The organism is Aeromonas sp. BIGb0445, from assembly GCF_024809075.1.
In the GTDB taxonomy this organism is placed as follows: domain Bacteria; phylum Pseudomonadota; class Gammaproteobacteria; order Enterobacterales; family Aeromonadaceae; genus Aeromonas; species Aeromonas rivuli.
Genome location: NZ_JANUES010000002.1, coordinates 655,480 through 675,705, shown reverse-complemented (window position 1 = coordinate 675,705; position 20,226 = coordinate 655,480). Strand labels below are relative to the sequence as shown.

The window sequence follows — 20,226 nt, the reverse complement described above, 5'->3', positions numbered from 1 at the left end:
AGAGGCGCTCGTGGCGCCATCTTGATAAACGCGCGGGCTCTGTCGCAACAGCCGGTATCGCAACAATGCACCGCAAATACGGGTGGCCTCGGTGCCAACGGGGGCAGCGATGTCAGGTCGCCATGAATGGCAACCAGGCCGGACGGGGAGGAGGGGCGACAAGGTGCGCCAGAGCAGCCCCGCCAAGGGCCACAGGACGGGACATTATGCCACAAAGGGGATAAGGGGTTCGAACTGGAATTTGACCCAGGCAGGGTGGCGGCTATGTCGGTACTTGTCCGAGGCGAGGCGAATTTAAGTGGGTTGCCATTGACAACGCGCATGCCATGAGGGCGGCAGGACGGGCATTAACCAAGGCTGTACGGCATAGCAGTAAGTAAAAAGAAACTTTTGATAAAACACATGGTTAAGTGTAGTTTGGAGCCGAGGGGGTCTTCGCAATTTATCAAATCCAGACCTCCCCCTGCATCGTGGTTTTACATCAGACAACTCATGCGCTGTGGCTGCGTTTGCTGGTTTTTTTTCATGATGACGGGGGCAAGGGGTGAGAGTGACGTCGGGTCAAGGGGGAACGGGCGTGTCCCATGTCGGATCCTGACCTGACGGTATTTATCTTAATGATCCCCACAGTCCTCAATTGCACTAGGCTGATGTGCGATGGTTTCATATAGCACGACCTTCTGGAAAAACATTAACCATGACAGAGGAATACCTTATGAATTCGAGTGTCAATCTCCCTAAAAAATCGGCCATGAAGGGGCGACTGCTGCTGAGCAGCGCCATCCTGCTTGCCATGCAGGGGCCCGCTTTCGCGGCAGAATCTGCCGTTCAGAAAGAGGCAACGACAGCGACCAAGGCGGCCAATGATGCCCTCTACAAGCAGCTCCCTTTCGCCAACAAGACAGATTTCACCAATGCCCATAAAGGCTTTATCGCCGCGCTGCCAGATGCAGTGATCAAGGGCGAGCAAGGCAATGTGATCTGGGATCCGGCCAAATACGCTTTCATCAAGGAGGGGGACAAGGCACCCGATAGCGTCAACCCCAGCCTCTGGCGCCAGTCGCAGTTGATCAACATCAGTGGTCTGTTTGAGGTCACGGATGGCATTTACCAGGTGCGCAACCTCGATCTGTCCAACATGACCATCATCGAAGGCAAGGATGGCATCACCATAGTGGATCCCTTGATTTCGGCGGAGACAGCCAAAATTGGTCTGGATCTCTACTACAAGCATCGCGGCAACAAACCGGTCAAGGCCGTGATCTACACCCACAGCCACGTCGACCACTATGGCGGCGTCAAAGGGGTAGTCAATGAAGAGGACGTCAAGTCCGGCAAAGTCAAGGTCTATGCCCCCGAGGGCTTCATGGAGGCGGCCGTAGCCGAAAACATCATGGCTGGCAACGCCATGAGTCGCCGCGCCAGCTACATGTATGGCAACCTGCTGCCGCCTGATGCCAAGGGGCAGGTGGGGGCCGGGCTTGGTACCACCACGTCCGCCGGTACCGTGACCCTGATTGCGCCAACGAATTACATCACCAAGACGGGTCAGAAAGAGAGTATCGATGGCCTGACCTATGAATTCATGATGGCACCGGGCTCCGAAGCGCCAGCCGAGATGCTCTGGTTCATCGAAGAGAAGAAGGCCATCTCTGCGGCCGAAGATGCCACCCATACCCTGCATAACACCTACTCCCTGCGTGGCGCCAAGATCCGCGAGCCGCTGCCCTGGTCCAAGTATCTGAATCAGGCTCTGACCATGTGGGGCGACAAGGCTGAGGTGATCTTCGCCCAGCACCACTGGCCTACCTGGGGGAACGAGGAGGTCACGACACTGCTCAAGTCCCAGCGCGACCTCTATCGCTATATCAACGATGAAACCCTGCGAATGATCAACCACGGCTATACCCGTGACGAAATCGCCGCCAAGTTCAAGCTGCCGGACAACCTGGCCAACACCTGGTCAAGCCGGGGCTACTATGGCTCCATCAGCCACAACGTCAAGGCGACCTATGTGCTCTATCTGGGCTGGTTTGACGGTAACCCGGCCACCCTGGATGAGCTACCGCCGGTGGAGGCCGCCAAGAAGTATGTCGATTACATGGGGGGAGCCGACAATATCCTGAAAAAAGCGAAAGAGGATTTTGCTCAAGGCAATTATCGCTGGGTGGCTCAGGTCGTGAGCAAAGTGGTGTTTGCCGATCCGGATAACCAGGCGGCTCGCGCCCTGGAAGCCGATGCCCTCGAACAAATGGGTTATCAGGCCGAATCCGGCCCGTGGCGCAACTTCTACCTGACTGGAGCCAAGGAGCTACGCGGGGGTGTCACAAAGCTGGCTACCCCGAATACCGCCAGCCCGGATACGGTGCGTGCCATGTCACTGGATATGTTCTTTGACTACCTGGCAGTGCGTCTGAACAGTGAAAAGGCGGGCAATGCCCATGCAATGCTGAACTTCGACTTCGGTGATCAAGGAGGGAAGTACAAGATCGAGCTGGAAAATGGTGTGCTCAACAACACCGCCAATGCCCAGGACGATAAGGCCGATGCGACCATCACGCTCTCGCGCGATGTGCTCAATAACCTGCTGCTCAAGCAGACCACCTTCGAACAGGCGGTGGCTGCAGGGGACATCAAGATCAACGGCAATGCCGATAAACTCAAGGAAGTGCTCAGCTATCTGGACAACTTCGAGTTCTGGTTCAACATCGTTACCCCATGATCAAGCCATTAGCTCGACTCCTGCTCTGCGCCCTGGTCCTGGGGGCTTCCCCCACGACCAGGGCTTGCGGCTATGACATGGCCTGGGATAATCCCTTCCAGCTCAGTTGGCCAGGCTCTTTCGATGTTGCGCTGGCGACGGCAACTGCCATCTCTGCCAACAAATTGGATCCCATTTTGGCCATCACGGGAAAAGAGGGATTTGGCCGTAGTTATCAATGGCTGAACCAGCTTAGATCAACCCTGAAAACGACCGGTATCCCGGGCAATGTGTCGATACTGTTGGTCGACTCCGGGCTTTGGTCACGATTAAGGGGCAAGCAGACCCTGCTGTTGCAGAGTCACACCCAGGGGCCCGTCGAGGGTGACAGGGTGGTGCTGCTGAGCGAGGCAACCATCGATGCCTTGCTGGCGGGTCGCCTCTCCGCCAAGGAGGCGATACATCTGGGGGTCATGACGGTCAACAATGATGCGGATGGTGCTTTTTTGCAGCAACTGGATCAGGCCTTGGCCACGAGATCTGCCGAGAGCTGAGATGCGCTTCATAACGAACAAAGCCGCCAGTCAGGCGGCTTTTTTATTGGCGCGATGTCGACGTGACAGGGAGTTAACCAGGGAGGGCTCGCTAGGTGCCACATATGGGCTGTCCAGTGCTGCCGGACGGTAAAGGTCGGGAGAAGGGATAGACTGGATCTAGCCCATCACAGTGTTTGAGGAGAATGCCTCATGAAACTCTACGCCCACCCCTTCTCGTCTTACAGCCAGAAAGTGCTGATCGCCCTCTACGAGAATGCCATCTCGTTTGACTATCGGAACCTCGAAGATCCGGCGGCCAACGCCGAGCTTGTCGCCCTCTGGCCGCTCAAGCGTTTCCCGGTGCTGCTGGACAATGGCCGCACCATCCTCGAGAGCAGTACCATCATCGAGTACCTCCAGCACTGTCACCCCAGCCCCGTTCAGCTGATCCCGGAGGGGGAGGCGGGGCTAGAGGTTCGCATGCTCGATCGCCTGTTCGACAACTATGTGATGACGCCGATGCAGAAGGTGGTACTGGACGGCTTGCGTCCAGATGGTGACAAGGATGCCTCTGGGGTGGCACAGGCGCGCGATTTGCTGGGCAGGATCTACCCCTGGCTCGACGATCGCCTGGTCGGACGCTGCTGGATAGCCGGCGATCGCTTCACCCTGGCCGATTGCGCCGCCGCCCCCTCACTCTTTTATGCCGACTGGGCCCACGAGATCCCCTCTCTCTATACCCGGCTGCGGGACTATCGCGCTCGGCTGCTGAGTCACCCCTCCATCGCGCGCACCGTGGACGAGGCGCGCCCCTACCGCCACTATTTTCCGCTCGGGGCGCCCGCGCGGGATTAGCGACATTGGCCAGGCCAATGGTGACCGGCACTGTGATGGCGAGTGGCGCCGGTATCTCCGATGGCAGGTCGTCACCTGGCACAAGAGAGAGGCCCGCAATCGCGGGCCTCTTTTTGGCATGTTTTGGGTGGGTCATCCCCTCAGGAGAGATGTCGGGGAGGGCGCCCTTAGCGGGCGCGCACCACCATGCCCTTGAGGTAGAAGCCTTCCGGATAGGCGGTGCCGATGGGGTGATCCGAGGCCTGGGTGAGCAGCTCCAGGATCTGGGCATCGCGACCGGCATCGAGGGCCGCATCGGCCACTATCTTCTGGAACAGACTCTGCTCCATCAAGCCGGTGCAGGAGTAAGTCAGCAGCACGCCACCCGGCGCGAGCAACTGGAACGCCAGCATATTGATGTCCTTGTAGCCACGGCAGGCGCCCAGCAGCTGGGCCTTGCTGTCGGCAAACTTGGGCGGATCCAGCACGATGACATCGAACTTCTCGCCCTTCTCGCGGTATTCGCGCAGCAGCTTGAACACGTCATGGCGCACGAACTGGGTGTTGGAGACATCCAGGCCGTTGAGCTCGGCGTTCTGACGGGCAACGTCCAGGGCGTTCTGGGAGAGATCGACGTTGACCACTTCCCGGGCGCCACCCTTGAGGGCATAGATACCAAAGCCGCCGGTGTAGCAGAAGCAGTTGAGCACCCGCTTGCCTTCGGCGTACTTGGCGGCGGTCTGACGGTTGTCGCGTTGATCCAGATAGAAACCAGTCTTGTGACCGTTGCGGATGTCCACCAGGATCTTGACGCCGCCGTTCTCCTCGATCACCACAGGCTCGTTCGGTGTCTCGCCATAGATGACGCCAGTGCGCTCTTTGAGCCCCTCTTTCTTGCGCACCGCCACGTCGGAGCGTTCATAGATGCTGCACTCGGGGTAGAGGGTACGCAGGGCTTGGGTGATCAGCTCGCGCTGGAGCTCGGCACCGGCAGACAGAATTTGGCACACCAGGAAGTTGGCGTAACGGTCTATGGTCAGACCCGGCAGGCCATCGGATTCGGCGGCGCACAGGCGATAACCGGTGAGGCCCTGCCGCTTGATCAGCGGATCCCGGGACTCCTGGGCATAGGAGAGGCGACGAATGAAGAAGTCGAGATCGACGGCCTCGTCTTTATCGAAGGTCCAGACCCTGGCGCGGATCTGGGAGCTGCCGGACCAGGCGCCCCGGGCGAGCCACTTGCCATCGTTGGAGTAGATCTCGACGGTGTCGCCATCGATGGGGTTGCCCTGCACCTTGTCGATCCCCTTGGAGAAGATCCAGGGGTGACGGCGCAGCAGGGATTTTTCGCGGCCTTTGACGAGATAGATGGAAGCGCTCATGGGAGTTGCCAGATGGTCAAAAGAAATGGGGCCACATTCTATGTGGCCCCTCCCAAAAACTCAAAGGCAAAACGCAGTGGTGATGGGTTGAGTCAGATCTTGAGACCACGCAGAGCCTGTGTCAGCTCCGTTGCCGTGGCCTTGAGGCCTGCGGTACCGGCCACCGAGGCGCTGGCGGACTCTTCCACCTGGCTCGCCTCGTGACGGACCCGGTCCAGATTGCGGCTGATCTCCTCGGCCACCGAACTCTGCTGCTCGGAGGCGGTGGCTATCTGGGTGCTCATCTCCAGCACCGCATCGCTGTGGTGGCTGAGCTTCTCGATATCCAACCCCACTTCGGCGATCAGACGCTGGCTCTGCTCGGCGCGCTCGACGGTTTTTTCCATGATGTCGTTGAGTGCGCCCGTGCCCCCTTGCAGCTCTTCGATCATCTTCTGGATCTCGACCGTGGCTTGCTGGGTGCGGCTGGCCAGGGTGCGTACCTCATCGGCGACCACCGCGAAGCCACGACCCTGCTCACCGGCCCGGGCCGCCTCGATGGCGGCATTGAGCGCCAGCAGATTGGTCTGCTGGGAGATGGCATTGATGACGGCGATCACCTCGTTGATGCGATTGGCGTTGTGGGTCAACCGCTCCACCGCGCCAGAGGCATTGCCTATCTCGCTGGCCAGGGTGCTGATGGCCTCTATGGTACGGGTCACCCGGTTGGCGCCCTGGTTGGCCTCGTCACTCGACTGGCGGGTCTGGGCCAGGGAGTCATTGGCATTGCGGGCGACCTCGCGAATGGCGGCGGACATCTGCTCCATGGCGGCGGCCAGGGAGTCCATGTGCTGGCGTTGATCCATGGCGAGGGATTCGCCGTCACTGGCATGTTCGCGAAACTCGTCGGCGGCCATGGTGAGGGCTTCAGCAGACTCTTCCACCAATTGCACTATCTTATGCTGACGGTCGGTAAATCTGTCGATGCTGCCCGCCAGCACGGAAAACTCGTCCCGGACCGGGAAGAAGTTGAGGCGATGGGTGAGATCGCCGTCAGCCACCGTCTGCAGGGCCTTGTTGGTGGAGTAGAGGGCGCCGGATACGAAGGTCATCAGATAATGGGTGACCAGTGCCATCAGCGCGGCCACCAGGGCGATGACGGTGAGGGTGCTGCCCTGGTTGTCCCAGGGGGAGAACTGGCTGGCATCCAGGGTGGCGGTGAGGTAGCCCGCCTGACCGGCACTGGCGGTGACGCTGCGGTGCTCGCCCTGCTCACTGATGCCAGGAGTACCGCTGGGGCTTAAGCTCAAGCCGGCAGGCAGGGTCAGGGTCGGTTGCTGGCTGACCAGCTGCGCCGTGGTCTCCACCTTGCTTTGCAAGGCGTCGAGGCGCAGCTGCATCTGCTGGGCGTGGCTGCTCGATAGCAGATACCAGGAGAGTACCGCGATGAAGATCAGCGGGCACCAGAAGGTGATGAGGAATTTTTCACTGATGGTGAGATGAATGAGATAGCGGTCAACCCAACGAAACTTTACTTCTTTCATAATGGTATTTGCATCCTGCACAACAGAGAGTGTCGGCATCATTATCGGCTTGCCCTCTCATTGCTTAAGGAAAAGGTGTGAAAAATGGGAGAGCAAGCGTTTTCGGTCAAGGTGTTTGGGCGAGTGCAAGGGGTGGGCTTTCGCTACTTCACTCAGGAGCGAGCCTTGCAACTGGGCTTGAGGGGGCATGCCTATAACCTGGAGGATGGCTCGGTCGAGGTCGTGATCTGCGGACCCAGGGAGCAGGTACAGATGATGCTGGGTTGGCTCGAACACGGTCCGCGCACCGCCGCCGTGACCCATATCGAGTATTTGGCCCATGAGGGGGAGGTCAGGGCGGGTTTTCACATCAATTAGCGCTAGGCCATCACGCCCGGACGGCCTGCTTGTTGGCGGTTCCGGGCAGGTGATGGGTCATATCAAGGTGACAGATCCGCCCCCCTGGGGGTGACAGTGCCGGTGCGTTGGCATTGCCATGATGGGCATGGCAATAAACAGGAGTGACTTCATGGACGATCCCTTACGCGAGCGACTGCTTGATCAGGCGCGTGCCCTCATCAATCACTATTGGGCCGCGACCCTGGCCCTGCGCCAGCAGGCGGGCCTGGAGCAAGTCCATGGCTACCGCATCGCGGCGCGCAGGCTCCATGCCCTGCTGGCCCTGTGGCGCCCGCTCATTTACCACCCCAGGCTGGAGCGCCGGCTGCTGAATTCGGTGCGCCGTCTCTCCCCGTTGCGGGATGAACAGGTCTACGCCAGCCATTTCTTGCATCATAAGGCCGCGAACAAAGGGGATGAGAAGGAGGGCAAGGGGGCAGTAGCTGAGCCTGTGCCACCCAAGGTGAACATGCTGGCGGTGGCCCTCGACGGCTGGCTCGATGCGGTACAACAGGTGCCAGCAGGCTTTGATCCACTGCCCTGGTATCGGCTCCAGCTTGGTCTGCGACTGAGCCTGCTGCTCAACCAGAGTGATGATGAACAGAGCGCCAAATCCAAGAAGCTCAAGAATGACAAACTGTTGCGCCAATGGCACAAGGCCCGGGTCGAGATCAAGCAACTCCGCTATGGCTGCGAGCTCTTGGTGGCCATGGGGGCGGGGGATCCGGATTGGTTGACCCTGCTTGGCCGTTGGCAGGAGCAGTTGGGTCAGCTGCAAGATGGCCGGCAGTGGTACAAGCGGCTGCGCCGGGAAAAGAGCACCGCCAAGCAGCAACGGCTGTTGCGGGCCCTGCGCAAGAAAGGGGGCTGGCAGCTACAACGGCTCTCCTGTCAGCGCGGTGAACTCGTTGGGTTGAGCCTCTTGATGCTCAAGGTCGATTGAGGCGCGGCGGCCAATCAAGCGCGGGGATTGCCACTCATCAGCCTTGGCGAGGGTGAGACAAACAAGGGGCCCATTGGGCCCCTTGTTTGGTAATGGCGCGGAGTTTACTTGACCCGCATGCCTGGCTGGGCGCCGTCCTGGGGCTCCAAAATCCAGAGATCTTTTCCACCGGGGCCCGCGGCCAGCACCATGCCCTCTGACATGCCAAAGCGCATCTTGCGCGGCGCCAGGTTGGCCACCATCACGGTCAGCTTGCCTTCCAGATCTTCCGGGTTGTAAGCGGACTTGATGCCGGCGAACACCTGACGGGTCTCACCACCGAGATCCAGCTGCAACTTGAGCAGCTTGTCGGCCTCAGGCACCGCGTCGGCCTTCTTGATCAGTGCCACCCGCAGGTCAATCTTGGCGAAATCCTCATAGGAGATGGTCGGGCTGATGGGGTCATCCGCCAGCGGGCCGGTGGGCTTGGGGGCCTGCTCTTTGGCCAGATCTTCCTTGGAGGCTTCGATCATGGCCTCAATCTTGGCCGGTTCGATGCGGGCGAACAGCGCCTTGAACGGGGCCAGCTGATGATTGGTGAGCGGCTGGGCCACCCCTTCCCAGCTGAGGGTCTCATTCAAGAAGGCTTCGGCGCGCTCGGCCAAGAGTGGCATGACGGGCTTGAGATAGGCCATCAGCACCCGGAACAGGTTGATGCCCACGGAGCAGACATCTTGCAGCTGCGCATCCGCGCCTTCCTGCTTGGCCAGCACCCAGGGCGCCTTGTCATCGACGTAGCGGTTGGCCTTGTCGGCCAGGGCCATGATCTCGCGGATGGCGCGGCTGAACTCGCGGGCCTCGTAGGCCTCTGCGATGGAGGCGCTGGCGCTGGCGAACTCGTTGTAAAGCTCGGGTTCGCTGCAGCTATCGGCCAATTTTCCATCGAAACGCTTGGTGATGAAACCGGCGTTGCGGGAGGCCAGGTTGACCAGCTTGTTGACCACATCGGCGTTGACCCGGGAGACGAAGTCTTCCAGGTTCAAGTCCAGATCGTCGATGCGGCTGTTGAGCTTGGCGGCGTAGTAGTAACGCAGGCACTCCGGATCCAGGTGCTTGAGGTAGGTGCTCGCCTTGATGAAGGTGCCCTTGGACTTGGACATCTTGGCGCCGTTGACGGTCACATAACCGTGCACGTTGACCTTGGTCGGCTGGCGGAAACCCGCCCCTTCCAGCATCGCCGGCCAGAACAGGCAGTGGAAGTAGGCGATGTCCTTGCCGATGAAGTGATAGAGCTCGGTGGTGGAGTCTTGTCGCCAGTAGCTGTCGAAATCGATGTCGCCGCGCTTGTTGCACAGGTTCTTGAACGACGCCATGTAGCCGATGGGGGCATCCAACCAGACGTAGAAGTACTTGCCCGGCGCCCCCGGGATCTCAAAGCCGAAGTAAGGGGCGTCACGGGTGATGTCCCACTGCTGCAGGCCGCTCTCGAACCACTCCTGCATCTTGTTGGCCATCTCTTCCTGGATGGCGCCGGAGCCGCGCACCCAGCCGGCGAGCCAGGTTTCGAACTGGGGCAGGTCGAAGAAGAAGTGCTCGGAGTCCTTCATCACCGGGGTGGCACCGGAGACGGCGGACTTGGGATCGATGAGCTCGGTTGGGCTGTAGGTCGCGCCGCAAGCATCGCAGTTGTCACCGTATTGCTCGGGGGACTTGCACTTGGGGCAGGTGCCCTTGACGAAGCGATCCGGCAGGAACATGGACTTTTCCGGATCAAACAGCTGAGTGATGGTGCGGCCCTTGATGAAGTCGCCATCCTTCAGCCGCCCGTAGATCTGCTCCGCCAGCGCGCGGTTCTCGTCGCTGTGGGTGGAGTGATAGTTGTCAAAACTGATGTTGAAGCCGGCGAAGTCGGTCTGATGCTCCTCGGACACGGCCGCGATCATCGCTTCCGGGGTGATCCCGAGCTGCTGCGCCTTGAGCATGATGGGGGTGCCGTGGGCATCGTCGGCACAGACGAAATGCACCTGATGGCCACGCATTCGCTGATAACGAACCCAGATATCGGCCTGGATGTGTTCCAGCATGTGGCCAAGATGGATGGAGCCATTGGCATAGGGGAGGGCGCAGGTTACCAGCATTGTACGAGGATCAGTTGCCATAATACGTTCTTTATGTGCCTGTTGGGATGATACAGTGCCGAGCATGTTACCCGAATTGGGGGCGGCCTGCCTAGGTCTGCGGCCCTTCATGGGCGCGGGCTTGGCCCTTATGAGGTAGGTTCTCCACTCACCCTCAGCATAATGACGACATAATGAGGATTTCATGGTGATTGATTCAGTTAAACAGGTACTTGCCGAATTTAAGCCAATCGGTTGGGGCAAGAGCCTGGTTGACGCCGGTTTTGTCCGTGCCATCAACGAGCAGGGCCAGACCCTGCAGATCAGACTGGTGCTGCCCTTTGCCGGCGGTTCCTGGTTTGAACAGATCAAGGCAGAGTTTGATGACAGGTTGCGTACCTTGACCGGGGCGAGCCAGATCGAGTGGCAATGCGACATCGATGTGGCCAGCATGCCCCGGGCCCAGCATCTCAATGCGGTGCAGGGGATCCGCAACATATTGGTGGTCGCCTCGGGCAAGGGGGGGGTGGGTAAATCCACCACGGCGGTCAATCTGGCGCTGGCGCTGCAAAAAGAGGGGGCGCGGGTCGCCATTCTGGATGCGGACATCTATGGTCCCTCGGTCCCCATCATGCTGGGCTCCCAGCAAGAGCGCCCCAGCAGCCAGGATGGCAAGACCATGCTGCCGGTGGAGGCGTGTGGCCTCAAGAGCAACAGCATCGGTTATCTGGTGGCCGAGCAGGACGCCACCATCTGGCGTGGTCCCATGGCCAGCAAGGCACTGGCGCAGATACTGCACGAAACCCGCTGGGGCGAGCTGGATTATCTGGTGGTTGACATGCCGCCGGGCACCGGCGACATCCAGCTCACCCTGGCCCAGCAGGTACCGACCTCGGGGGCCGTCATCGTCACTACCCCCCAGGATGTGGCACTGGCGGATGCACGCAAAGGCATTGCCATGTTCAACAAGGTGAATGTGCCGGTGCTCGGCATCATCGAGAACATGAGCTATCACCTGTGCAGCGCCTGCGGCCACCATGAAGCCCTGTTTGGTACCGGCGGTGGCCAGAAGATGGCTGAGCAGTATCATGTGGACTTGCTTGGTCAATTGCCGCTGCACATCGATATTCGTCAGCACATGGATGATGGCCGTCCGACGGTGTTCTTTGCCCCGGAAGGTGAGCTGGCTCAGAGTTATTTGAAGCTGGCTCGTCGGGTCGCTGCTGCGCTCTATTTCAGCGGTAAACCGATTGCGACCCCCCTGTTTACCCTGGCGGTGGACGAATAATCGTCGGTTGGCGGTTCAGTGGGTATTTAGGGTGGGCAGGTCCCACCCTTTTCCATATAATGGATCGGTTTAAACCTTTCCCGCAGCGCTTCTTTTTTAGGTATTTGTCATGTCTGATACTCAACATTCGTGTGTGATCATCGCCATTGCAGGGGCGTCAGCGTCCGGCAAGAGCCTCATCGCCCAGACCATCTACGAAGAGCTGGTGGCCGAACTGGGGGCGGGTGAGATCGGGGTGATCTCCGAAGATTGTTACTACAAAGATCAGACCCATCTGACCATGGAAGAGCGGGTCAAGACCAACTACGACCACCCCAGCGCCATGGATCACAGCCTGCTGGTCGAGCATCTGGTGCAGCTTATCAAGGGGGCAGGGGTCGAGATCCCCCAGTACTCCTACACGGAACATACCCGCATCAGCGAGACCAGCTACTTTGCACCGCGCAAGGTCATCATCCTCGAAGGGATATTGTTGCTGACTGACAGCCGGCTGCGCGAGCTGATGGATGCCTCCATCTTCATGGATACCCCGCTGGACATCTGTCTGGTGCGCCGCCTGGTGCGCGATGTGCAAGAGCGTGGCCGTACCATGGATTCGGTGCTCAAGCAGTACCAGAAAACCGTGCGCCCCATGTTCCTGCAGTTCATCGATCCCTCCAAGCAGTATGCGGACGTGATAGTGCCCAGAGGCGGCAAGAACCGCATCGCCATCGACATGCTCAAGGCGCGTATTCGCCACATGCTGGTGGGTTAACAACATGAGGAAGCCGGGTCACTGCCCGGCTTTTTTAAATGCCATTTTTGTCAGGAGAGTCGCAGAATGCGTCTTTGTGATACCGATATCGAACGTCATCTGGACGAAGGCAAGATAGTCATCGAACCCAGGCCCGGAGTAGAGCGGATCAGCGGCGTCAGCGTCGATGTGCTGCTTGGCAACGAGTTCCGGGTGTTTCGCGACCACACAGCCCCCTTCATCGATCTCAGCGGCCCGAGCAGCGAGATGGCCAGTGCCATCGATCGGGTGATGAGCGAGGAGATCCACATTGCGGATGGGGATGCCTTCTATCTGCACCCAGGTCAGCTTGCCCTGGCGGTGACCTATGAGTCAGTGACCCTGCCTGCCGATATCGTTGGCTGGCTCGATGGCCGCTCCTCGTTGGCCCGTCTCGGGTTGATGGTGCACGTGACCGCACACCGCATCGATCCGGGTTGGTCCGGCCGCATCGTGCTCGAGTTCTACAACGGCGGCAAACTGCCGCTGGCGCTGCGTCCCAAGATGAAGATAGGGGCGCTCAACTTCGAGATGCTCTCCGGCGCCGCGGCCCGCCCCTACAACAAGCGTGAAAATGCCAAGTACAAGAGTCAGCAAGGTGCGGTCGCCAGCCGTATGAGTGAAGACTGAGTCGACAATTTTCCCTGCAAAGGCGCCTCTGTTGTGGCGCCTTTTTACTGCCTGTTTCCCCAGACAGCGTTCTGTGCTCCTGTAGCGGTCTGATCATTCCGGTGCAGCGTGGCGTCGTGAGCCTGATCAGGTGGAACGGCGCTGGCATTGGCAGAGGGATCCATGATGTCTGTGCGTGATGGCAGTTAGCTGCGCTGAGTCGCATTGCACTCTTTGTCATGACTGTGCTGGCTGAGCCGATGAGATTGTCCCGCTCGCGGTGTCCAATCGACTCATCCTGACCGGGACACTGGCCCCGACTGATGAGCTATGTGTCGTCAACATGTGGCTATCGTGTGCCATTTCCTGGTCATAAAACTTGGCGTGATCCGTATTGTTGGCCACGATATCGCAAATGTTGAGCTTGTTTTACCCTCCGTTCGCGTTTTTTTGCCCGAATGTTGAATGTGCTTCTTGTGTTAATGAGTTGTTGATAGTCCCGTGGGGCAAGGGGCCAGCCTCGGTTTTTTAAAATGCGCTTTATTTTTATGACTGAAATATTTCAGGGGTGGCTATTGCCTCCCGAGCCATCTGGGCATAATCCGCCGCAACTCATAAACAGGTTCGTTTTTATGTTGGAAATGATTAACGGTTTGGGTTTGTGGTGGTTCATTGGCTTGGCGCTGGCCGTGCTCTTTGTACTGACGTATGAATTTATCAACGGGTTTCATGACACGGCCAATGCGGTAGCGACGGTGATTTACACCAAGGCGATGCCTGCAAACATGGCGGTGGTGGCCTCCGGAATCTTCAATTTTGCCGGTGTCATGCTCGGTGGCCTGGGGGTGGCTTATGCCATCGTCCATCTGTTGCCTATCGATCTGCTGCTCGGGATGGATTCGAGCCAGGGGCTCGTCATGGTCTTCTCCCTGCTCTTCTCCGCCATCGTCTGGAATCTGGGTACCTGGTACTTCGGTATTCCGGCGTCCAGCTCTCACACCCTGATAGGCTCCATTCTGGGGGTGGGTGGCGCTTATGCCTGGATCAACGATCAGCCCCTGGCGCAGGGGATCAACGTTGGCAAGGCCATCGATATCATGCTGTCGCTCATCGTCTCGCCCACACTGGGCTTTATCATCGCGGCCGGGCTGCTGTTTGCTCTTAAACGCGTCTGGCAGGGCAGCAAGATCCACAAGACCCCGGAAGAGCGGTTGCTGGTCGATGGCAAGAAGCACCCTCCCTTCTGGGCACGACTGACCCTGGTCGCATCGGCCATGGGAGTGAGCTTCGTGCATGGCTCCAATGATGGTCAGAAGGGGATCGGCCTGGTGATGTTGGTGCTCATCTGTATGGCACCCGCTTATTTCGCCCTCGACATGGGCAGCCGCCCTTATGACATCGACAGAACTCAGGATGCCAACCGTCGCATTACCGAGATCTATCAGCGCAATCAGGATCAACTGGTGGGTCTGATTGACTTTCAGCGTCCTGCCAAGGTCAACCATCATCCGGTGACCCATTGCGAGGCAGGGAATACCTTGTCGGCCATGGCGACCCTGGATGACAGGCTTGGCAAGGTGCGTAGCTACGATGGTCTGAGCCTGGAAGAGCGCCGTGAAGTACGCCGCCTGCTGCTGTGTGTCGATGATACGGCCCGCAAAGTCGCCAAGCTGCCGCTACCTGGCAAGGAGCTGACCGATCTCGCCAAGTGGCGCAAGGATCTGACTGCGACTGCCGAATATGCCCCGACCTGGGTCATCGTCTCCATCGCCCTGGCCCTGGGCTGTGGCACCATGGTGGGCTGGCGCCGTATCGTTCACACCGTCGGCGAGAAGATAGGCTCGAGCGGCATGACTTATAGCCAGGGCATTGCCGCCCAGATCACGGCCGCCACCTCGATAGGGATCGCCAGTCTGACCGGCATGCCGGTATCCACCACCCATATCCTCTCCTCGGCGGTGGCGGGTACCATGGTGGCCAACGGCTCTGGCCTGCAGAGCCAGACCGTCAAGACCATCTTGATCGCCTGGGCGCTGACGCTGCCGCTGACCATGGTGCTTTCGGGGGGACTCTTCATCCTGAGCAATGCCCTGCTGGGCTAAGTCACGCTGAGTAGCACACAAACGCAAGCCGCCCTCGGGGCGGCTTTTTTTGGCTCTGAATATCCGCCCAGCGACGGGATCCTGCTCTGGACCTGCTGGCCGTGTGCGCTCGCTGTCACATGCCCAGCCCTCCCCATCCTTCCCATCTAGCTGGGCGTGGATAAAAAGAGGCGCCCTCGGGCGCCTCTTCTCATGACAAGGTGGTTGATCAGTTGCAGCAGCGTCCCTTGACCAGATTGCCAATCATCACCACGGCGGCCACCAGCAGATAGGCGGCGAAGATGACGATCAGCCACTGGGGCATGGAAAAACTGAGGAACTGCCAACTGATCTCGCTGCAATCTCCATCGGGGAAGAAGAGCCAGGGAACCCAGGTGTCCAGGGGAAGCCAACTGGGGAAGTCGGCATAGGGGCTGCAGACATTGAAGGGGGAGGGATTGATTTGATAATCAACGTGCTGCAGCGCCAGTTGCAAACCACGGAAGGCACTGAAGACCCAGAGCAGCAAGGCCCCCCAGCGCAGATACCATTGCTGCGGGTTGACCATGCCAATCAGGCCGGCGGTGAGCACACCAAGGATGGCGATGCGTTCATAGATGCACATGACACAGGGATGCAGCCCGAGGATGTGCTGGAAGAAGAGCGCGCACAATTCGAAGGCGAGGGCGGAGGCCGCGAGCAGGCCCCAGGCCCAGCGCTGACAGGCAATATGGCGGAGAAATGCAATCATCTGATTGATCCTGAAGGGGAAGATGAGACGGATTAGAGCAGAGCAAGGCGCAAAAGAAAAGGGCCCTTCCTGGGCCCTTTTCTCAGTGTGCCAGTGGCAATGCACTGCTGGCGGCACTGCTGTGGTGCAACAACCAACCCGCCTCGTAGTACCAGCTGGTAATGGGGCCGAGTAAAAACTCCACTGAGATGAAGCCAATGCCACCCAGCACCAGGGTGTAGGGCAGCGCCATCCACACCATGCGCCCGTAGGAGAGGCGTAGTAGAGGGGCCAGTGCCGATGTGAGCATGAATAGGAAGGCGGCTTGGCCGTTGGGGGTCGCCACCGATGGCAAATTGGTCCCCGTATTGATGGCAACCGCCAGCATGTCGAACTGATCCCGGCTGATGGCGCCGTTTAACAGGGCGGTCTTCACCTCATTGATGTAGACGGTGCCGACGAAGACGTTGTCACTCACCATGGAGAGCAGACCATTGGCCAGATAGAAGAGGGCTAGCTGATCGTCCGGATCGGCGGAGAGCACCATCTGGATCACCGGTCTGAACAGCTGCTGATCGATGATGACGGCCACCACGCTGAAGAAGACGGCAAGCAGGGCGGTGAAGGGCAAGGCCTCCTCGAAGGCTTTGCCAAGGGCATGCTCTTCGGTGATGCCAGTCAAGGAGGTTGCCAGCACAATGACGGTCAAACCGATGAGACCGACGGCGGCCAGATGCATGGCAAGCCCCACGATCAGCCAGACGGCAATCAGGGCCTGAACAATCAACTTGGCCTTGTCCTGAGGAGTTCGGCGCTCGTCTTCATAGCGGTTGTAGTCTTCCATGATACGGCGAACCGCATTGGGCAACTTGGCGCCATAACCAAACCAGCGGCACTTCTCGACCAGTATGCAGGTGAGCAGGCCACAGAAGAACACGGGGATGGTGACCGGTGACATGCGCATGGCGAACTCGCCGAAGTGCCAACCCGCCTGCTCGCCGATGATGAGGTTCTGGGGCTCACCGACCAGCGTACAGACGCCACCGAGGGCGGTACCTATGGCGGCATGCATCATCAGGCTGCGCAGGAAGGCGCGAAAATCGTCCAGATGCTGACGGTTGAGCTCGGCGACGGTGACATCATCCGTGTGGTCGTGATCATGACCAAACTCCTTGCCGGAGGAGACCTTGTGATAGATAGCGTAGAAACCGGTGGCGACGCTTATCACCACGGCGATGACCGTCAGGGCATCCAGGAAGGCCGAGAGGAAGGCAGACACCAGGCAGAAGGCCAGGGAAAGCAGGGTCTTGGAGCGTATGCGGATCAGCATCTTGGTAAACACATAGAGCAGCAGCTGCTTCATGAAGTAGATGCCGGCCACCATGAACACCAATAGCAAGAGCACTTCTATATTGGCGACCAGCTCATGCTTGACCTGCTCGGCCGAGGTCATGCCGATCAGCACGGCCTCGATGGCGAGCAGACCGCCGGGTTGCAACGGGTAGCATTTGAGGGCCATGGCCAGGGTGAAGATGAACTCCACCACCAACAACCAGCCAGCGAAGAAGGGATCCAGGTGGAAGGCGATGGGGTTAATGATCAAGAAGGCGATGATGGCGCTCTTGTACCAGTTTGGGGCATGCCCTAAAAAGTTCTTCGCAAAGGCTTGCCCTAGGCTAATCGGCATAATAGTGAGTCTCAGTGATTATTGTTGGACGCTGTGTTGATACCCAGGACGCTGGCGGGCACACACCAAGATGCTGTCGCTTATTTGATTGATTCCCCATGATTTTAATCAAAAATGGGGCTAACTATAAATTACATAATGAAGCTTGCCCATGACTTGCTCGCAATTTCGGGGCATGCATGAGTCTCGAACTCGGCGGGCGATGAATTTATATACGTTTTGATAACAAAACAGTGCGTTTATGTGAGCAGAGGACTGACCTTCTGCTTGCCACGACCCCCTGCTTTGCTATTATTCGGGAGCCTTTTTACGCACGAGAATCGAGTCACTTCATGGTTATAAAAGCGCAGAGCCCTGCCGGGTTTGCCGAGGAATATATCATCGAGTCCATCTGGAACAATCGCTTTCCGCCAGGCTCTATACTGCCGGCAGAACGCGAGCTGTCCGAATTAATCGGTGTTACCCGCACTACGCTGCGTGAAGTGCTGCAACGCTTGGCCCGTGATGGCTGGCTGACCATTCAGCATGGCAAGCCGACCAAGGTCAATAACTTCTGGGAAACATCGGGTCTTAATATCCTCGAGACCCTGGCCCGCCTGGATCAGGACAAGGTGCCTGAGCTGGTGGCGCAGTTGCTGTCTGCGCGCACCAACATCTGCACCATCTTCATCCGGGGCGCGATCCGCAACAATCCGGAACAAGCTGCCGAAATCTTGCGGGCTGCGGACAGTGTCGATAACAGTGCCGATGCCTATGCCGAGTTTGACTATCGTCTGCATCATCAACTTGCGTTTGCCTCGGGCAACCCCATCTATGCCCTGATCCTGAACGGTTTCAAGGGGCTTTATAGCCGGGTTGGTCGTTACTACTTCTCCGATACTCAGGCTCGCGCCTCCGCTGATGCCTATTACAAGGTGTTGCGCACGCTGGCAGAGACCAAGAATCACGAAGATGTCTACAAGACGGTACGCCAATACGGCATTGAGTCCGGTAAGTTATGGACTCGCCTGCGCACAGATATGCCGAGCAACCTGTGCGATAACTGATGACGTTGAGCCCCTCTGGGATCTCGCCGAGTGATGGTAGAAAAAGAGCGCGCCCCAGGGCGCGCTCTTTGCATTATCTGTCATGGGGCAGGGTCAAGGGGAGGGGCGTCGCTCTGGACAACGACCGATGATATCACTTGGCAGATCGCCATTGTCTTGCTCCAGCACGACATCAAACCCCCATAGCAGATGCACATGCTTGAGCACTTCATGATGGGAGTCGCCGAGTGGGATGCGGTTGTGAGGAATATAACGCAAGGTCAGAGCGCGATCCCCCTTCACTGCCACATCATAGACCTGGATGTTGGGCTCCAGATTGCTGAGGTTGTACTGGGCCGAGAGGGCGTTGCGGACCAGGTGATAACCCTCTTCGTTATGGATGGCCGCAATCTTGAGGTAGTTTTTCAGATCGTCATCATCGATGGCGAACAGTTTCAGATCGCGCATCACTTTCGGGCTGAGAAACTGACTGATGAAGCTCTCATCCTTGAAGTTCTGCATGGCAAAGTGGAGGGTTTCCACCCAGTTGGTCCCTGCATAGTCGGGGAACCAGCGCCTGTCCTCTTCGGTCGGGTGCTCACAAATGCGCCGCAGATCGATGAACATGGCAAATCCCAGGGCATAGGGATTGATCCCCGAGTAGTAGCGACTGTTATAGGGGGGCTGGTAGACCACATTGGTGTGGCTGTGCAGCACCTCCATCATGAAGCGATCACTCAGTTTCCCCTCATCATAAAGGTGGTTGAGTATGGTGTAGTGCCAGAAGGTGGCCCAGCCTTCGTTCATGACCTGGGTCTGTTTCTGGGGATAGAAGTACTGGCTTATCTTGCGCACTATGCGCACGATTTCCCGCTGCCAAGGCTCGAGCAGGGGGGCATTCTTCTCGATGAAATAGAGCAGATTTTCCTGAGGTTCCGAGGGGTAGTGTCTGTCAGCCACATTGGAGGACTTGTGCTGCTTGGGCAGGGTGCGCCACAGCTCATTGACCTGGGTCTGCAAATAATCCTCACGGGCCTTCTGGCGTCGTTTCTCCTCGGCCAACGAGATCTTCTGGGGCCGTTTATAGCGGTCCACCCCGAAGTTCATCAGAGCATGGCAGGCATCAATCAGCCGCTCTACCGCGTCTATGCCGTGCTTTTCTTCGCACTCGGTGATGTAGTTTTTGGCAAATAACAGGTAATCGATGATGGATGAGGCATCCGTCCAGGTCTTGAACAGATAGTTGTTCTTGAAAAACGAGTTGTGGCCATAGCAGGCGTGAGCCATCACCAGGGCCTGCATCGGCATGGTGTTCTCCTCCATCAGATAGGCGATGCAGGGATCCGAGTTGATCACTATTTCATACGCGAGCCCCATCTGGCCTCGCTTGTAGTTGCGCTCGGTGTGGATGAAACGCTTGCCGAATGACCAATGCTGGTAGCCAATGGGCATGCCGACGCTGGAGTAGGCATCCATCATCTGTTCGGCGGTGATCACCTCTATCTGGTTGGGGTAGGTATCCAGGCGATAGTGCTTGGCGACGCGCGCTATCTCCTTGTGGTAGATCTCCAGCAGATCGAAGTTCCAGTCTGGCCCATCATCGAAGGGCGCAAAGGTTCTGGCTGTCTCTGTCATATGCCC

Annotated in this window: 16 protein-coding genes; 10 read left to right on the top strand and 6 right to left on the bottom strand. The window is 58.4% G+C overall.

Translation table 11 applies throughout. The features are described from left to right. The first annotated feature begins 715 nt into the window (after positions 1-715). The 3 genes from M2367_RS06650 to M2367_RS06640 all read left to right on the top strand — a co-directional run bounded on the left by M2367_RS06650 (position 716) and on the right by M2367_RS06640 (position 4,092). Positions 716-2,722 carry an alkyl/aryl-sulfatase gene (locus M2367_RS06650; protein ID WP_259236197.1) on the top strand — a complete coding sequence of 669 codons (2,007 nt, stop codon included), beginning with the start codon at positions 716-718 and terminating at the stop codon, positions 2,720-2,722. Beyond that, on the top strand, positions 2,719-3,255 hold the full coding sequence (locus M2367_RS06645) for a hypothetical protein (RefSeq protein ID WP_259236196.1): 537 nt from the start codon (positions 2,719-2,721) through the stop codon (positions 3,253-3,255). The genes M2367_RS06650 and M2367_RS06645 overlap by 4 nt, the downstream gene beginning before the upstream one ends. A gap of 192 nt (positions 3,256-3,447) precedes the next feature. Continuing rightward, the gene (locus tag M2367_RS06640; RefSeq protein ID WP_259236195.1) at positions 3,448-4,092 is read left to right on the top strand and encodes a glutathione S-transferase family protein; all 645 of its coding nucleotides are present in this window, start codon (positions 3,448-3,450) and stop codon (positions 4,090-4,092) included. A gap of 167 nt (positions 4,093-4,259) precedes the next feature. Here the strand turns inward: M2367_RS06640 and M2367_RS06635 are convergent, their stop codons facing one another. Both M2367_RS06635 and M2367_RS06630 read right to left on the bottom strand, forming a co-directional pair. Next, positions 4,260-5,453 (bottom strand): class I SAM-dependent methyltransferase, encoded by a 1,194-nt coding sequence (locus M2367_RS06635; protein WP_259236194.1) that lies wholly within the window; start codon positions 5,451-5,453, stop codon positions 4,260-4,262. Positions 5,454-5,545: 92 nt separating this feature from the next. Then, positions 5,546-6,976, bottom strand: coding sequence for a methyl-accepting chemotaxis protein (locus M2367_RS06630; protein WP_224432839.1), 1,431 nt, complete (start codon positions 6,974-6,976; stop codon positions 5,546-5,548). Positions 6,977-7,060: 84 nt separating this feature from the next. On the opposite strand from M2367_RS06630, the gene yccX reads away from it, so the two are divergent. Continuing rightward, positions 7,061-7,333, top strand: coding sequence for an acylphosphatase (gene yccX, locus M2367_RS06625; RefSeq protein WP_042042389.1), 273 nt, complete (start codon positions 7,061-7,063; stop codon positions 7,331-7,333). Between the two features lie 151 nt (positions 7,334-7,484). Further along, the gene (locus M2367_RS06620; protein ID WP_042042391.1) at positions 7,485-8,297 is read left to right on the top strand and encodes a CHAD domain-containing protein; all 813 of its coding nucleotides are present in this window, start codon (positions 7,485-7,487) and stop codon (positions 8,295-8,297) included. Positions 8,298-8,401: 104 nt separating this feature from the next. Here the strand turns inward: M2367_RS06620 and metG are convergent, their stop codons facing one another. Further along, positions 8,402-10,435 (bottom strand): methionine--tRNA ligase, encoded by a 2,034-nt coding sequence (gene metG / locus M2367_RS06615; RefSeq protein WP_259236193.1) that lies wholly within the window; start codon positions 10,433-10,435, stop codon positions 8,402-8,404. A 163-nt stretch (positions 10,436-10,598) separates the two neighbouring features. Between metG and apbC the strand changes: the two genes are divergently transcribed. The 4 genes from apbC (at position 10,599) to M2367_RS06595 (ending at position 15,164) form a co-directional block, all read left to right on the top strand. Beyond that, the gene (gene apbC / locus M2367_RS06610; RefSeq protein ID WP_259236192.1) at positions 10,599-11,681 is read left to right on the top strand and encodes an iron-sulfur cluster carrier protein ApbC; all 1,083 of its coding nucleotides are present in this window, start codon (positions 10,599-10,601) and stop codon (positions 11,679-11,681) included. A 109-nt stretch (positions 11,682-11,790) separates the two neighbouring features. Further along, positions 11,791-12,435, top strand: coding sequence for a uridine kinase (gene udk / locus M2367_RS06605; protein WP_005902590.1), 645 nt, complete (start codon positions 11,791-11,793; stop codon positions 12,433-12,435). Positions 12,436-12,501: 66 nt separating this feature from the next. Continuing rightward, the gene (gene dcd, locus M2367_RS06600) at positions 12,502-13,083 is read left to right on the top strand and encodes a dCTP deaminase (protein WP_005902592.1); all 582 of its coding nucleotides are present in this window, start codon (positions 12,502-12,504) and stop codon (positions 13,081-13,083) included. Between the two features lie 611 nt (positions 13,084-13,694). Continuing rightward, complete coding sequence (locus tag M2367_RS06595) at positions 13,695-15,164, top strand: inorganic phosphate transporter (RefSeq protein WP_259236191.1); 1,470 nt, start codon at positions 13,695-13,697, stop codon at positions 15,162-15,164. A 208-nt stretch (positions 15,165-15,372) separates the two neighbouring features. Here M2367_RS06595 and dsbB read toward each other — a convergent pair whose 3' ends face one another. Next, positions 15,373-15,894 carry a disulfide bond formation protein DsbB gene (dsbB, locus tag M2367_RS06590; RefSeq protein ID WP_224432844.1) on the bottom strand — a complete coding sequence of 174 codons (522 nt, stop codon included), beginning with the start codon at positions 15,892-15,894 and terminating at the stop codon, positions 15,373-15,375. Positions 15,895-15,976: 82 nt separating this feature from the next. Beyond that, positions 15,977-17,560, bottom strand: coding sequence for a Na(+)/H(+) antiporter NhaB (gene nhaB, locus M2367_RS06585; protein WP_259236190.1), 1,584 nt, complete (start codon positions 17,558-17,560; stop codon positions 15,977-15,979). Between the two features lie 332 nt (positions 17,561-17,892). On the opposite strand from nhaB, the gene fadR reads away from it, so the two are divergent. Continuing rightward, positions 17,893-18,606 (top strand): fatty acid metabolism transcriptional regulator FadR, encoded by a 714-nt coding sequence (fadR, locus tag M2367_RS06580; protein WP_042042400.1) that lies wholly within the window; start codon positions 17,893-17,895, stop codon positions 18,604-18,606. Positions 18,607-18,699: 93 nt separating this feature from the next. Here the strand turns inward: fadR and M2367_RS06575 are convergent, their stop codons facing one another. Beyond that, the gene (locus M2367_RS06575; protein ID WP_259236189.1) at positions 18,700-20,220 is read right to left on the bottom strand and encodes a SpoVR family protein; all 1,521 of its coding nucleotides are present in this window, start codon (positions 20,218-20,220) and stop codon (positions 18,700-18,702) included. Positions 20,221-20,226 lie beyond the last annotated feature (6 nt).